The sequence below is a fragment of the Photobacterium iliopiscarium genome, from assembly GCF_003026395.1.
In the GTDB taxonomy this organism is placed as follows: Bacteria; Pseudomonadota; Gammaproteobacteria; order Enterobacterales; family Vibrionaceae; genus Photobacterium; species Photobacterium iliopiscarium.
The window spans coordinates 13,002-27,995 of record NZ_PYOO01000003.1 but is presented as its reverse complement, the minus strand read 5'-3'; the positions used below and the strand labels follow the sequence as shown (position 1 = coordinate 27,995).

Genomic DNA, 14,994 nt, shown 5'->3' with positions numbered 1-14,994 from the left:
TTTTTGGTTAACCATTGTTTATTCCCAAAGGTGGCCAATGGGAGTCTCTGGAGTGAAGTGATAAGCTATTTGAGCTTGAAGTAATTCTGCTGTTGCTAAAGAATCGGTTAACGCATGGTGTGGTTGGTAGGCTGGTAGACCATAACGAGAACGACATTTACCGAGTCGTACTGAGCCTGGACGTTTACCTTTTAATATATTCCACAGGCCACTAATTAGCTGTTGTTGAATGGTAGCTTCAATGGCTAACGTATCAACAACGGGAAATTCAATCCCTTCACCTAAGCGAATTTTTAACGCACGATCCATAAATTGACGTTCAATATTTTTATAGTGAACGACGACGACTTTTCCAGCAAGGGCATCTAATACAGCTTCAAGAATTCGGCGTAAATCGGGTGCTTGTTGAACGTCAGAGTGCGTAATACCATGAATAACCACAGAATCTTCTTCTAGTTTTACCTTTGGTTTTACGACCCAATGTTGTGATTCTCGGCAATAAATACGATGAAAATCAAAGGGTACTAATCCGATACTAACAATATCATCAGTTTCTGAATTGAGTCCTGTCGTTTCAAAGTCTAGAGCGACAAAAGACACTTCACTTAATGGTGTATCTTCAGAGATAATACCGGTCTGATAATAAGATTTTATGCGGCTATCTTTTGCTTCTTGCGCTAATGTTTTAAACCGTAAATGCCAGTCAGGAACTGGCATGTTACGCGTAAAGTGTGCCGAAGCAGATTGTTTTGATCCGTAATGAAACATTAACTGCTCTTTTTATTATCTTGCTGATTGATAACGAAATTTCACAAAGTTTTGTGCTTTACTTAATATTTGGAATGCATCCTTGAGATTTCGGCGTTCAAAATCAGACATGTTTTCAGGTTCAATACTGTTATCGGGCTCGATTTCTGCTTCAATATCCAATGCTTGGTGACGAATACGGACTAAAGAGATGTATTCCATTGCGTCACGTAAGTCTTGTGCTCGACCTGGAGGTAGAATGCCGCTATCGATAATATCATCAAGGCGTTCAAGTGAGTTTTGTGAACGTGAACCAACGGCAAGGGCATGTACGCGAATTAAATCGGCTAACGGCGCTGTACCACGGCGTTTAAGGTTGATGGAGTTATTATGTCGACCATCTTTTTCCATTACAAAATCTTTGAAAAATCCTAATGGAGGGGTGCGGTTTAAAGCATTTCGGGCTAGACATGCTAAGAAGCGAGGGCTATTTCGTGCTCGACGGACGATAAAGCCATTAAGTTGTTTTGCCCATTTCGTTTTACCCCATACACCACCAAGATCAAAGAATATTGAACTGTTAAGTAATGCGACGGGTTTAGGGTTATCAATCCAATCGGCAAAACAATCTTCCCATTGTTGACGGGTTTTTCGCCATTCTGGATTGGTTGCCATAATATCGCCCGTACAATAGGCATAACCACATTCAGCAAGACCATCACAAACAAATTTAGCCAGTTTTTCAAAGTAGGCATTGTGCTTGTCATAATTAAAATGATTATCAAGAATAATGGCATTATCCTGGTCTGTAACAATTAATTGTTCGTCACGCGCCATTGAACCTAAGGCTAGAAAACAATAAGGCACAGGTGGTGGGCCATATTCCTCTTCTGCGAGCTCAAGCAACCGTTGTTTAAAGCTGCGGCCTATCTCTGCCATCGCACTACCAATCATATGTGAATTAGCATCTTCATTAACCATACGTACAAAACAGTCTTTAACTTGCGTAGATAATGCCGCTAATTCTTCTACTGATTGTTGCTGATAAATACTACTGACGAGTAATAAGCTATTTTGAGATTCATAGCGCACAATATCAGAAACACTAATAATGCCGACGGGATGTTTATTTCGCATGACGGGTAAGTGATGAATATTAGAGCGCAGCATGGTAAGCATTGCTTCAAACACATAGGCATTATGATCGAGTGTGATCGGCTCGGTTGACATCACCGTCGAGACTGATTCTTCGGTTGATACGCCAAGCGCTAACACTCGTGTGCATAGATCTCGATCAGTAATAATACCGACAATTAAGTCATTATCATCATCATCGTCAGTGATGTTTTCATCGCAGATAAGTAGCGCTGAAATACCTTCATCAGCCATCGTTTGAGCGGCAACTTGAATGGTTGCATTTTGATCCAGAATTACTGCATCGCGAGTCAGTAATGTCCGCACTTTAGAGGTGGTTAAATCATTTTCATCATTTTGACGAGAGACAGCGTGGCGCAGACGAGAACCATCATCAACTTCAACAAAGTCAGCAAAACTATCATAGTCATCACAGAGTTTGGTAAAGAGATTACCTGGTATGCAATAGAGTAGGGTGTCTTCTAAGGCTTTTGCGGGCATTCTGACTCGATTATTCATTAATAATCCCATTTGCCCAAAAATATCACCTTCATCTAAACGGTTATATAGCTCTCCTTTACGACGATAAACCTCAACGGCACCACTACGAATAAGAAATAGGTCATTAATGCTATCACCGAGGTTTAAAATCATGCTGTCTGCGCGGTGATAGGCCACTTCAATTTCGATAGCTAATTCGTTCAGCTGCTCTTCTGGCAGTAACTCGAACGGTGGATATTGGCTAATAAAATTAAGAATTTCTGTTTGTTCTGCTTCCATATATCAGTCCACATCAATAAAAAACAGGAGCAAGGCTCCGCAGATAATAATTAGAGGGCGATAGATCTGATGTCATTATAAATGAGCCTATCACTATTAGAATTGTAACCTATGCAAGTATGGAAATCATATATTGTTAGTTTGAACGATTACAGGTGTAACTGTTAATCATAATAGTTATTGAGAAAGAGGCATTGATGATTATTAACCATAAACCCTATTGATTTAAGCGGTCTAGATCATAAATAAAGTCTTCAATGAGCAGTATAAAATAGCGTGAAAAATTTAAGAGTAGGGATGTTTTATTATTATCAAATAAACCCTATTTTCATCTAAAAAAAGCATAAATCTAGAGCATTATGAGGATAGTGATAAAACAGAATGTATTACGCTTTTAATGAGTCAATTTTAAGCGGTGTATTATTGTTTATTGTTATCTCTAGCGAGGGAAGATATGAAGATTGTTTTTTTTGGAGAAGCATTAGTTGAGCTTAACCATTCACCTCGATATCAAACTTACGGCGGTAATGTGGTTAATCGAGCTTTATATCTAGCGCGGCTAGGGGGATCTCGTAATATTAGCGTTAGCTATGCAACATGTATTGGCATTGAAAAAATATCAATGCAAATGCTGCAATGTTGGCAACGAGAAAATATTGATACCAGTTTGGTTAAATGCTTAGCGACTAAATTTCCTAATTTATGTTTTATTGAAACGGATAATAGTGGTCAGTACCATTATCATTATTGGAATAAAGATAATGCGATGCGGTATTATTTTTCTTATGGATCTACATTATTAAATCATGCGCTGATAGAGAGTGATTATGAAGCTATTTATATTAGTGGTAGTAGTCTTGCCGTGTTAACTGATGATGATAAAGCATTGCTTTTAAGCTTATTGGAAATACATAAGAGAAAGGGCGGTAAGGTTTATTTAGATAACAGTTTTCGAGCTGATTTATGGTCAACAAAACAAGCACAATATTGGTATGAAAAAATATTTTCTTATGCAGATATCGCATTTGTTGATTTAAATGATGAAATGAAAATTTGGGGAAGTCCACGCTATTTAACGCAACGCTATGTTAAATGGGGGTGTCGTGAGATTGTATTTAAGCAATCAAATAGAGCGGAATGTACTGTGTGTAGCTTGGTTATTCGTTCTGATGCTTTATTACGAGTAGCAACTATAAAATTGGCAGTGCAGTATGGTGATCAGATAGCAGATAACGCATTTGTTGCAGGTTATCTTGCTGCTCGAATTGATCAGCAAACAATTTCACAATCATTATTGTTGGCACAAAAGCTTAGCCATAGAGTAACGACATGCTCCGATGCGATTATTCCTTCTGATTCAATGCGCGATATAATGTAGATAGATAAACCATTGAACACCATATGATCGGAATGGCTTGTTTTGTATGTAAAATAATCAAACGATCGCAAAAGTAAAAATTGCAGTTGACTCATCCTCAGTAATCCGTAGAATGCACCCCATACCGCGAGACGACAACGTCTTATCGGTTAGGAAATATGGCGCGTTGGCAGAGTGGCTATGCATCGGATTGCAAATCCGCGTACCTCGGTTCGACTCCGGGACGCGCCTCCATACTTCCTCTTGCGACACTAGCTCAGCTGGTAGAGCGCAACCTTGCCAAGGTTGAGGTCACGAGTTCGAACCTCGTGTGTCGCTCCAAATTAAAAAATATGGCTAAATAGCGATATTTATAGATGGTGTCTTACCCATCGCATTAAATTGCGTGCCCTGGTGGTGGAATTGGTAGACACAAGGGATTTAAAATCCCTCGGCGTTCGCGCTGTGCCGGTTCAAGTCCGGCCCGGGGCACCATCTTTTCATTTGCAATATGTAAATGAAGCAGAAAAATAGAGAATTAAAAGATATGGCTAAATAGCGATATCTACAGATGGTGTCTTACCCATCGCATTAAATTGCGTGCCCTGGTGGTGGAATTGGTAGACACAAGGGATTTAAAATCCCTCGGCGTTCGCGCTGTGCCGGTTCAAGTCCGGCCCGGGGCACCATCTTTTAAAAAAGCTCATCATTAGATGAGCTTTTTTTTCATCTGTTGTTTTTGTATTTATTATCATAGCGTTAAATTAATATAAAGCAGTACAGTAACGCTATTTTTCATTATCATCTGCACGAAGAATACAGTTTTGAGTGAATTGAACTGCTTCATTCGCACTCCATTCTCCTTTTGTTTTTTCTTTTAGCTGGTTACACCATTTCTTACTTCCCACGGTTGGTGAGCATGCTGATAATAAAAATACCGCCGTTATTAAAACTAAAATTATTTTCATTGGTATCCCTCTTTTGATTAATAAATAATCGATTAACTATTGTTTATGTTTGTAGTAAAGATGATTTATATTATTTAATATTACACTCAGTGAACGATTAACGATATTATATTTATATTGTTAGTATTAGGCAGGAAAATAAAAACTATAATGGCTAAACCCAATAAAAAAGGTCCTGTTAAAACGATTGATGTATTGTGCGGCCGTTGTAAAACGTTATTGTTTAAATATCGTAAAGGTGGGAAGGGGGCATTGATCAAATGTTTCAAAGAAAGGATAAGTAAGGATTTTACGCAACAAGCTTGTGTTTGTCCTGAATGTCAGACGTTATTTGCTCGCGATACATTGGTTCGAGGTGCGCCTGCCTATAAGATTATTGGTAGTAAAGCGATCGTAAAATAAACATATTAAACAGCCCGTTAATACGTAGCTATTTAATAATGTTATGTTTTATTATTTTATTAATACAGGCGCAGGACAGATGATTTGTTTACTGACTAAGACTGCTTTTAAGTCGAGTAATTTACGCTTGTAGGTTGCACGTACGAGTTGATAGTCGATCGAAGGAGCAAACCATAATGATAGTTTACGATCATTTTTCTTGATTTGATCAACCCTAATTGTTTTTAGATCACCAAAATTAGTGGCAATTGTTTCTTCTCCAATAACTTTAAAGTAGTAATGGCTTGTATCATCACTATTTTGCAAAATAAAATCAAAATTCTTCTTACCTTGCATAATATCTAATCGCATTTGTACACCAATCGTATCACCATCAAGGATTGGTAATAAGGTTTCATTAAATTGATGTGATTTGCCATCTTCGATTACAGTCGATTTTTTGCCATTATCAGTAAAAGTAGCAGATACTGTACCTGTCATTAGTCCATTTATTTTGCGTTCAAAAGAATCAGTTACAAAACTGTGACGTTGTGGTGACCAGTGCAATTTTGAATGTTGGCTTAATTTTGCTTTGGTGATTAAGACATTAACAGTGCTTTTAGTATAGATATCAGCTTGAGTGCCATTCCATACTAAATTACGTTGATAATTACCTATATCATGACCTTCAAAAAAAACATTATAGTTCAATGTCTTATTACATTTATTATTTTGGTTTGGTAATAATGGATTGGGGGTGCTTTTTATCTTCGTTAATGTGCTATTTGGAATAGGATTACTGTTAATGATAGAAGAAGGCACAAATGTGTCTGCGTTAGCATTAATGGAGATAGTGAATAGGCTCACTAAAGAAAAAGTCATAATAGGTAATAAACGCACGAACACTCCTGAAATAGTCGCAAATAATTACGTTGATAGGTATTAATTATATAGCTAACTAATAGTTTAACAGATGTACCATAAGATTAACGCTGTTAATTATGGTGCAATATCGAGATCACAGTGTGAATAATTAAGAATTAAATAAAAAAAATGTTTTTTAAAAAACTTATTATAATCAGTTGGTTAAGTTTATTATAAGGAATGTATATTTTTAATATAAACATGAAATATAGTAACGTATTGTTTTTTATAATATAAATTTTATAGATTATAAGCTAAGCATAAGATAATTTACCGTTAGTTATTTGACGTAATCCTCGGAGAAGCCTATTTTTATTTGGTTGTTATTTGTGTATTTTACTGAGAGGAGTTAGAGATGAAAAAAATGAACTCGTCATATAGATTACAGGTTATTAAGGAAGTTGCCCAAAAAAGGCAAATGAAGTCCACCGATGATCCGATGGCGAGGCATATATCTGAACTTCTTGAATGTCATCATGGTAGCCCGATAAAAACATCTCCTACTTTTTCTGATAATCATTATGACGATCATATTGGTGGTTGGGTGAGTGATTTGTGGGGACAAACTAAGTAAATAAGCATGTTATGTTTATTGTGAATGGGCTCAGTTTTGTTGTGTTTTATTATCTTCTAAAAGTAGATATATAAAAATTATTGGTGAGAGACTGGAACAAATATCAACACTGATGTACATTGCGTCGTCTTTATTTTTTTAGGCTGACAAATGAATTATACCGAATTTGATAGTTACGTACGTAAATGGATTTTCACTCATGCTTCAATGCCTGTTGCTGAAGCAGATTTAGTACAAATAAAACCATTTACTCAAGCTCGTTCGGCGCAATTGTGGTGTGAACATGTGAGTAGTCAAAGTCCTGATGCGGATCATTTCGAAAAAGATGACTGGGCTTTTGATAAAAAAATTTGGTCAGACGCAATAGATTGGCAGCAAGCTTGGGATAGTGATGAGCCTGAGTTACCCGCAGCCCTACAGGTTGATATTAAGTGGGAAGATAATACGACTATTTTTTTCTGTTATGGAAAATACAATATCATTGAAACTAAATGGGGTGTATTTAAGCGTAATTGGAAGAATTTTTTATTTTTTGATGATGGCCCACTATTACTTGGCCGAAAGCAAAAACAAGCGGTTTGGTTTCAATCTAATGGTACTTTCCAATTAGCAACTCGCCCATAAATTAGACGTAATTTTAAATGCCGTATACGTGCCCATGTATACGGCATTTTCATCAAAATGAATTACATTCTACAATACATCCTTTCCCTGCTATTTTAGCTTGATACATTGCAATATCTGCTTGGCATAAGATTTCATCAATGGTTTGTTGTTTATTTGGATGTGCATAGTAACACCCTATACTGGCATTTATTGTTAGATGATGTTTATCGATAGTAATCGGTTGTTGGAGTATTTTTAATATACGCCTACATGTTTGAACAACAGCACTATGTTCTGTTGCTGGGTTAATGATAGCTATAAATTCATCACCGGCAAGACGTGCGATCATATCGCTTTTTTTTACGGAGTTCCGTAATTTATGGGCTGTTATTTTTAGTACTTTATCACCCATTTGATGACCATAATTATCGTTAATTACTTTAAAGTTATCTAGATCGATAAAAAGAACCGCAAATTTATGATGAGTTGTTAGTTGTATATTAAGTTCATCGTTTAAGCGGTTAATCAGCGCTGTTCTATTGGGTAATTCTGTTAGTGGATCATGGTGATTGATATGTACTAGACGATCAATCTCTTTGATTGTGGTTAGATCTGTTGCGATAATAGAGTATTGTATATCTTTGTTTTTATTGTCAATTAATTTGTTTATCTTTACATATAAAGGAATGTTGTTCTTATTTATAACATGTTGAATATTAAATTCACCTTGCCATTGATGAGTACTATTTAGTTCATGAGAAAGTGAGGCTTTAATTTTTTTAAATGCAGGTATGTTAATGAAATTTATTAAAGGCTGATGAATGATATTTTCATATTTAATACCTATTAGGTGACAAAACATTGGATTTACACGTGTGATAATACCATTCTTATCAAGCAGGATAATTCCATCCTGACTATTATTAAATATACTTGACGTTAATTGTTGCTGATGCATGACTGCTTGTTTTTCTTGAGTCAGTGTAGATATCTTTAAATTTATTTGAGAATCTTTGTCGGCAACTTTTTTAATCATTCTTTGATAAGATTTAAATACATCGCTTATATCATCATCGTGAATGTTATCGTTGATATGTATATCACTATCGTTACTAATTGAATCTTTTAATTGTTTTAATGGGTTGACAAACCATTTGTTAATACGATTTATAATATAGGAAAAAATAAAAAAAAGAGTGAAAATCAGTAATATGTTTAGTTTGACGGAGTGTGCATGAATAACATTTAAGGTATCTTTACTGAAAAAGTTGGTAATTATAAGCAATTGAAAAATAATATAAATAGCTATAAAAAACACGATAAGTTGAAGTGCTATTTTTTTATATATTGAGTAATTTGAAGAAAACCTTTTGAAGGTCAGCATAAAAAATACCTTGTGACATTAATTACTATGGTGAAATAACAACATTAGCCATGATGTTTATTACACATTAATGTTTTATTTTTAATATAAGAACTGTTGAAAATGATATCACGGTATTTATAAAGTAGTACATATTAAACTTATAAGTATTTTTTATTGATACATATATAATAATTAAGGATTTGTTAATTTTTGTTTTTCATCTTATCCATTAAATTTTTTATTGTGACTTCACTTTTATCTATATTATTTTTACAAGAGTGAATAGATGATTGATTGGTTATTAATTGTTGTTGTAATGGAACTGCGCAAGCGATAAAAAACCGTGAGCTTTGACTTGTTGTGGTAATAATTATTGGTGCTGATGATGATTCGAAAAATCCTATCTGAAATGGCATTAATTTATTATTAGCACTATAAGAAACCCCTGATTTTAAGTAAATAAAACAAGAAAGATAGTGTTTGGGAGGAGTAAAACACCATGTACTGTAAGATGCCATGATAATATCGAGCAATATTAGTTCACATTGGCTTTTTATTGGACTTGTGTGTTGATGATAATCCCCAATTAAAACTTTTGTTGTTGAATGATTATCCTCAATGAGAGGAAGATGGTGTTTTTTGAATAGTTGACTCTTCGGTTGGCACATTTCATTATTATCAGTTGCAGGTAAGGCTATCCATAATTGGAACGATTCACTTATTGATTGCTGTGGTAACGTGGTTGATTTGTGAATGATACCTTGACCACTGGTCATCATATGAATATCACCACTTTTAACGATATGATGCTGTTGTGTTGAATCGTGATGTAAAATCGTCCCAGTAAGAGGATAGCTAATGGCTTCTATTCCTGAATGGCCATGAAAATTTAAGGCATGATTATTGTTTTGCTTTGATGTGAAATGTTCCCATAAAACAAATGGATTAGTGGTTGGAAAATGTTTCTCATGGATGAAAGAAGTAGTAATGCCTTTTTTTATACCATGACGAATGTGGGTAAGCTGTCTACTTTTTGGCATAAGATATTTATATCCACTTTAAATGGCAGTAACACGACGTTTATTTTTAATATCTATATTAGCTAAAGCGTAGTCGTGATAATAATTATTTGCTGATGAATGATGCTATTTTTGTGATTTTATTTCTAAGCTCTGGGTGTCTCTGAATGCCTACCTAAGCTGTTATATTAGTAAGGTTGTAATATAATAACGTAATCAATTAGTTATTTATTTCAATGAAGAGTGTTAATGAGCACTCTTTTTGTTACTAATTCATCGATAAAATAAAGCAAGGTATCGTAATGACATTATCTTTAGGTGGTTTGTTTAAACAACAAGCGTTTATAAATGGTGAGTGGGTCAACGCATATTCAGGAAAACATACCGTTGTGACTAATCCTGCTACAGCTGAAGTCATTGGGAGTGTACCTTTGATGGGGGTTGAGGAAACACGCGTTGCGATAGATTGTGCAGATAATGCTTATCGACGCTGGTCAAAAACAACCGCAAAATATAAAGCGGCTGTTCTGCGTCAATGGTATGAATTGATTATTGATCATACGGTTGAATTAGCCACTATCTTAACGTTAGAGCAAGGTAAACCACTCAATGAAGCTAAAGGTGAAATAGTCTATGCCGCCAGCTTTATTGAATGGTATGCCGAAGAAGCTAAGCGTATGAATGGTGAAATTATTCCAAGTCACAAAGCTGACGCGCGTATTTTGGTTTCACGTCAACCGGTGGGTGTGGTGGCGGCTATTACGCCATGGAATTTCCCCGCAGCAATGATCACCCGTAAATGTGGTCCTGCATTTGCCGCAGGTTGCGCTGTGGTATTAAAACCCGCACCTGATACTCCCTTTACAGCATTGGCATTTGCAGCATTAGCGCAAGAAGCGGGTATCCCTGATGGTTTATTTAGTGTTGTTACTGGAGATGCCGTTAAAATTGGTGCTGAACTTACAGGTAATAAAAAAGTTAAAAAGATTTCTTTCACCGGCTCTACAGCGATTGGTAAATTGTTAATGGCGCAAGCGGCTGCCAGTGTGAAAAAAGTATCATTAGAATTAGGCGGTAACGCACCCTTTATTATTTTTGATGATGCTGATATTGATCGTGCCATTGAAGGTGTGATGATTGCTAAATTTCGTAATGCAGGCCAAACATGTGTCTGTGCGAATCGCATTTATGTACATAGTAGTATTTATGAACAATTTATTGATCGATTACGTCAACAAGTGGCATTACTGAAGATCGGCAATGGATTAGATGACGGTGTGACTATCGGGCCTTTAATTAATCGATCTGCGGTTGAAAAAGTTGAACGTCATATTCATGATGCAATGTTAAAAGGTGCTCATTTAGTGTTAGGTAGTCAACAACTTTCGAGTGACTGTTTTGTTCAGCCAACGATTATTCGTGATGTTCGAGATGACATGTTAGTTGCGACTGAAGAAACCTTTGGCCCATTAGCCGCTATTTTTAGCTTTAATGATGATCAAGATGTTATTGATCGCGCTAATAATACTGATTCAGGCTTGGCTGCTTATATTTATACGCAATCATTATCGCGCGCATTTAATGTTAGTGAAGCACTTGAATATGGCATGGTAGGCGTGAATGAAGGCCTTATTTCAACTGAACTTGCACCATTTGGTGGCGTTAAAGAATCAGGATTAGGTCGAGAAGGTGCTCATCAAGGCCTAGAAGAATATACTGAAATGAAATATACCCTGATGGGTGGTATTTAGTTATCTTTGTGTCTTTATTGTATTAAAAATAAAGCTCTTTTTAAGGGCTTTATTTTATTTACTCGCAATATAAACGACATTGGCACTATAAATCGAGGATTTGTTATTGTTATTAATATAATAGCTTTACTGGCTGGTATTATAGATGATGAACTTATAAATTGTTTTGTTTAGTTTCTAGGTAGAGTAAAGTGAAAATATACACTTTCAACGTATTGTTAAAGTGATTAATAATAAATAGTAAATCCAGTGCTATTGGAAATGGCAGCGCATGATTGCGTAATCACTGGAAAAGGGAGAGTAAAAAATATGTTACCTGCATTAACCTATCAAAGTAGTATTGATCATGTTGTATTATCATATTTAACCGCACTATCTGAAGCTGGATTTCAAGGTGATATTGAACAGAGTTATGCTAGTCGATTAGCGGTTGCAACTGATAATAGTATCTACCAACAGTTACCCCAAGCGGTGGTATTACCTCGTAATATTGATGATCTTATTCTTATTGGGAAAATAGGTTGTCATGATGATTATCAAGGCGTTACATTTTCTCCTCGTGGTGGTGGTACGGGTACAAACGGTCAATCCTTAACATCTGGAATTGTGGTCGATCTTTCCCGCTATTTAAATCAAATCTTAGAGATTAATATTGCTGAAGGTTGGGTACGTGTTCAAAGCGGTGTCATTAAAGATCAACTGAATGACGCTTTACGTCCCTATGGCTATTTTTTCTCGCCTGATCTTTCAACCAGTAATCGTGCCACGATTGGAGGCATGATTAACACCGATGCTTCTGGTCAGGGTTCATTAAAATACGGCAAAACATCTGATCATGTTTTAGCACTGACTGCGGTATGCGTTGATGGTTCGGTACTTAATACTGAACCGCTAAATAATGATCAAATTATGGCCTTGGATGATACTGCGTTTGTTAATAATGCCATCAAAACAACCGCTCAAATTTGTCGGGATAAACGCCAACAAATAGTTGATAAATTCCCACAACTTAATCGGTTTCTTACTGGTTATGATTTAAAACATGTTTATGATGAACAACTTCAACAGTTTGATATTGCACGTTTATTATGTGGCGCTGAAGGATCTTTAGCCTTTATCGTAGAAGCTAAGTTAAATATTACGCCAATTCCAAAGTCTCGCACGTTAGTTAATATTAAATACGATAGCTTTGATTCTGCATTACGCAATGCACCGATGATGGTGGCAGCCCATGCATTATCGGTTGAAACCATTGATTCAAAAGTATTAAATCTAGCCAAAGAAGACATTGTTTGGAATACGGTTGAAGAGCTATTAATTGATGTACAGGGAAAAATCATGTTAGGTATTAACATGGTGGAGTATGCCAGTAATGATCTCACAGAGAACCAACAACACGTTGCAGCATTGTGCCAACAACTTGACCAATTAATAGTAGATCAACAAGCGGGTATTATTGGTTATCAAGTTTGTGATGATTTAGCCAGTATCCAAAAAATGTATACCATGCGTAAAAAAGCGGTAGGGTTATTAGGGGCTGTTAAAGGGACGAAGAAGCCAATAGCATTTGCTGAAGATACCTGTGTACCGCCTGAACATTTAGCAGATTTCATCGCTGAATTTAGACAGTTATTGGATGAAAAATCACTTTATTATGGCATGTTTGGACATGTTGATGCGGGTGTATTGCATGTGCGTCCTGCGTTGGATATGTGCGATCCCCACCAAGAATTGTTAATGAAAGAAGTGTCTGATCAAGTGGTTACATTAGTCGCTAAATATGGCGGTTTAATGTGGGGCGAACATGGTAAGGGATTTCGTTCTGAATATGGTCCTGCTTTTTTTGGTGAAGAATTATTCACAGAGCTACGTCGAATTAAAGCGGCGTTTGATCCCCATAACCGTATGAACCCAGGTAAAATTTGTACACCACTTGGTAATGACAGTGAATTAGTAAAAGTTGATAGTGTGAAGCGAGGTTTTTATGATCGCCAAATAGCGGTTACTACGCGAGATAGTTTTAAACAAGCCATGGAATGTAACGGTAATGGTTTGTGTTTTAACTATGACACCAGTTCACCAATGTGTCCTTCAATGAAAATTTCAGCAGATCGTCGTCATTCTCCTAAAGGACGAGCAGGGTTAGTACGTGAATGGCTAAGGCAATTAGCTGAGCAGGGAATCAATGCTGATGAGCTAGAACAACAGTTATTAACCACATCTCCAACAATCAAACAGATTATTGATCGTTTAAAAAATACCTATGGTTCTAATCGGCATCGTTATGATTTTTCACATGAAGTCATGGATGCGATGAATGGTTGCTTAGCGTGTAAAGCATGTGCAAGTCAATGTCCGATTAAGGTTGATGTACCTAGCTTTCGTTCACGATTTATGAATATCTATTACAGCCGTTATCAACGCCCAGTAAAAGATTATTTGGTGGCGTATGTTGAGAGTATTTTACCGTTAATGGTGAAAGCTCCAGTCATCGTAAACAGTGTAATCAGACCACAATGGTCGAAAAAGTTAACCTTAAAGACTATTGGTTATGTTGATATGCCTTTATTGTCAGTGCCAACTTTAGCTGAAAGTTTAAGTGGTCATCATGTGTTATGTTTTGACATGTTATGGTTACAAGCATTATCAGATCATGAGCGGGAAAATTACGTTCTGGTTGTTCAAGATCCTTTTACTAGTTTTTATGATGCGCAAGTTGTACGTGATTTTATCCATTTAATTGAAAAACTAGGTAAAAAACCGATTTTACTGCCATTTAAACCCAATGGAAAAGCACAACACGTAAAAGGGTTCTTAAAGGCGTTTGCAAAAACAGCGACATCAACGGCTGATTTTTTAAATCAATTAATGGTATTAAATATACCTATGGTGGGTGTCGATCCTGCTTTAGTGCTGTGTTATCGCGATGAATACACTGAAGTGCTACAGCAACGCCGAGGTAAATTTACAGTTTTAACTGCACATGAATGGTTATTGCCATTATTACAACAAGTACCTCAAAGACCAGCATTAAATGATAAGCCCTGGTACCTGTTTGCCCATTGTACGGAAAAAACTAAACTACCTAATGCGGAAAAGCAGTGGGGGGCTATTTTCACACATTTTGGTAGTGTCATGGAATCGGTGCCAGTGGGATGCTGTGGAATGGCGGGTACATTCGGTCATGAAAGTGATAAATTAGAAGCGTCAAAGAGCGTGTTTAATTTAAGCTGGAAAGAGAAGATTGATCAGTATGATCCCACTCGCTGTATGGCAACTGGCTATTCATGCCGTAGTCAAGTTAAGCGACTAGAACATATTCAATTTAAACATCCAGTACAAGTGTTGTTACAGTTGGTTGATCTCTAAATGTGAAGCTGATGAGTA

General features: G+C 36.3%; 12 protein-coding genes and 4 tRNA genes. 10 read left to right on the top strand and 6 right to left on the bottom strand.

All coding sequences use genetic code 11. The features are described 5' to 3' along the window. Positions 1–18: 18 nt before the first annotated feature. A complete protein-coding gene (locus C9J51_RS05985; RefSeq protein WP_045040701.1) occupies positions 19–768 on the bottom strand; it encodes a 3'-5' exonuclease in 750 nt (249 codons plus the stop codon). Between the two features lie 15 nt (positions 769–783). Next, entirely contained in the window at positions 784–2,661 is a 1,878-nt protein-coding gene (locus C9J51_RS05980; RefSeq protein WP_045036640.1) for a DUF294 nucleotidyltransferase-like domain-containing protein, read from the bottom strand. Between the two features lie 454 nt (positions 2,662–3,115). Between C9J51_RS05980 and C9J51_RS05975 the strand changes: the two genes are divergently transcribed. From C9J51_RS05975 to C9J51_RS05955, 5 genes are all read left to right on the top strand, one after another. Then, entirely contained in the window at positions 3,116–4,039 is a 924-nt protein-coding gene (locus C9J51_RS05975) for a PfkB family carbohydrate kinase (RefSeq protein ID WP_045040702.1), read from the top strand. 160 nt (positions 4,040–4,199) lie between these two features. Then, positions 4,200–4,273, top strand: a tRNA-Cys gene (locus C9J51_RS05970). Between the two features lie 11 nt (positions 4,274–4,284). Further along, positions 4,285–4,360 (top strand) — tRNA-Gly (locus C9J51_RS05965). Positions 4,361–4,426: 66 nt separating this feature from the next. Next, positions 4,427–4,513, top strand: a tRNA-Leu gene (locus C9J51_RS05960). Positions 4,514–4,620: 107 nt separating this feature from the next. Next, positions 4,621–4,707, top strand: a tRNA-Leu gene (locus C9J51_RS05955). Positions 4,708–4,806: 99 nt separating this feature from the next. Here C9J51_RS05955 and C9J51_RS05950 read toward each other — a convergent pair. Further along, positions 4,807–4,986, bottom strand: a complete 180-nt coding sequence (locus tag C9J51_RS05950) for a DUF3012 domain-containing protein (protein ID WP_045038625.1) — start codon at positions 4,984–4,986, stop codon at positions 4,807–4,809. A gap of 150 nt (positions 4,987–5,136) precedes the next feature. On the opposite strand from C9J51_RS05950, the gene C9J51_RS05945 reads away from it, so the two are divergent. Beyond that, positions 5,137–5,388: a hypothetical protein gene (locus C9J51_RS05945; RefSeq protein ID WP_045040857.1), complete on the top strand. Its 252-nt coding sequence runs from the start codon at positions 5,137–5,139 to the stop codon at positions 5,386–5,388. A gap of 51 nt (positions 5,389–5,439) precedes the next feature. Here C9J51_RS05945 and C9J51_RS05940 read toward each other — a convergent pair whose 3' ends face one another. Further along, on the bottom strand, positions 5,440–6,267 hold the full coding sequence (locus C9J51_RS05940) for a DUF3108 domain-containing protein (RefSeq protein ID WP_045038623.1): 828 nt from the start codon (positions 6,265–6,267) through the stop codon (positions 5,440–5,442). A 442-nt stretch (positions 6,268–6,709) separates the two neighbouring features. Here C9J51_RS05940 and C9J51_RS05935 point away from each other — a divergent pair, with 442 nt between their 5' ends. Next, positions 6,710–6,865 carry a hypothetical protein gene (locus tag C9J51_RS05935; RefSeq protein ID WP_308810709.1) on the top strand — a complete coding sequence of 52 codons (156 nt, stop codon included), beginning with the start codon at positions 6,710–6,712 and terminating at the stop codon, positions 6,863–6,865. Between the two features lie 150 nt (positions 6,866–7,015). Then, positions 7,016–7,489 (top strand): DUF2947 domain-containing protein, encoded by a 474-nt coding sequence (locus tag C9J51_RS05930; protein ID WP_045038621.1) that lies wholly within the window; start codon positions 7,016–7,018, stop codon positions 7,487–7,489. Between the two features lie 52 nt (positions 7,490–7,541). On the opposite strand, the gene C9J51_RS05925 is transcribed toward C9J51_RS05930, so the two are convergent. Together C9J51_RS05925 and C9J51_RS05920 are read right to left on the bottom strand one after the other, a co-directional pair. Next, the gene (locus C9J51_RS05925; RefSeq protein WP_107274902.1) at positions 7,542–8,855 is read right to left on the bottom strand and encodes a diguanylate cyclase domain-containing protein; all 1,314 of its coding nucleotides are present in this window, start codon (positions 8,853–8,855) and stop codon (positions 7,542–7,544) included. A gap of 185 nt (positions 8,856–9,040) precedes the next feature. Further along, positions 9,041–9,877, bottom strand: a complete 837-nt coding sequence (locus C9J51_RS05920; RefSeq protein WP_045038619.1) for a pirin family protein — start codon at positions 9,875–9,877, stop codon at positions 9,041–9,043. A 281-nt stretch (positions 9,878–10,158) separates the two neighbouring features. Here C9J51_RS05920 and C9J51_RS05915 point away from each other — a divergent pair, with 281 nt between their 5' ends. Both C9J51_RS05915 and ydiJ read left to right on the top strand, forming a co-directional pair. Beyond that, a complete protein-coding gene (locus C9J51_RS05915; RefSeq protein WP_045040855.1) occupies positions 10,159–11,607 on the top strand; it encodes an NAD-dependent succinate-semialdehyde dehydrogenase in 1,449 nt (482 codons plus the stop codon). Between the two features lie 309 nt (positions 11,608–11,916). Continuing rightward, the gene (gene ydiJ, locus C9J51_RS05910) at positions 11,917–14,976 is read left to right on the top strand and encodes a D-2-hydroxyglutarate dehydrogenase YdiJ (RefSeq protein WP_045040854.1); all 3,060 of its coding nucleotides are present in this window, start codon (positions 11,917–11,919) and stop codon (positions 14,974–14,976) included. Positions 14,977–14,994: the final 18 nt, after the last annotated feature.

Excerpts from the sequence above, each read along its gene's own strand:
- C9J51_RS05985 (WP_045040701.1), bottom strand. The coding sequence starts at position 768 with ATGTTTCATTACGGATCAAAACAATCTGCTTCGGCACACTTTACGCGT.
- C9J51_RS05980 (WP_045036640.1), bottom strand. The coding sequence starts at position 2,661 with ATGGAAGCAGAACAAACAGAAATTCTTAATTTTATTAGCCAATATCCA.
- C9J51_RS05975 (WP_045040702.1), top strand. The coding sequence starts at position 3,116 with ATGAAGATTGTTTTTTTTGGAGAAGCATTAGTTGAGCTTAACCATTCA.
- C9J51_RS05950 (WP_045038625.1), bottom strand. The coding sequence starts at position 4,986 with ATGAAAATAATTTTAGTTTTAATAACGGCGGTATTTTTATTATCAGCA.
- C9J51_RS05945 (WP_045040857.1), top strand. The coding sequence starts at position 5,137 with ATGGCTAAACCCAATAAAAAAGGTCCTGTTAAAACGATTGATGTATTG.
- C9J51_RS05935 (WP_308810709.1), top strand. The coding sequence starts at position 6,710 with ATGAAGTCCACCGATGATCCGATGGCGAGGCATATATCTGAACTTCTT.
- C9J51_RS05930 (WP_045038621.1), top strand. The coding sequence starts at position 7,016 with ATGAATTATACCGAATTTGATAGTTACGTACGTAAATGGATTTTCACT.
- C9J51_RS05925 (WP_107274902.1), bottom strand. The coding sequence starts at position 8,855 with ATGCTGACCTTCAAAAGGTTTTCTTCAAATTACTCAATATATAAAAAA.
- C9J51_RS05920 (WP_045038619.1), bottom strand. The coding sequence starts at position 9,877 with ATGCCAAAAAGTAGACAGCTTACCCACATTCGTCATGGTATAAAAAAA.
- C9J51_RS05915 (WP_045040855.1), top strand. The coding sequence starts at position 10,159 with ATGACATTATCTTTAGGTGGTTTGTTTAAACAACAAGCGTTTATAAAT.
- ydiJ (WP_045040854.1), top strand. The coding sequence starts at position 11,917 with ATGTTACCTGCATTAACCTATCAAAGTAGTATTGATCATGTTGTATTA.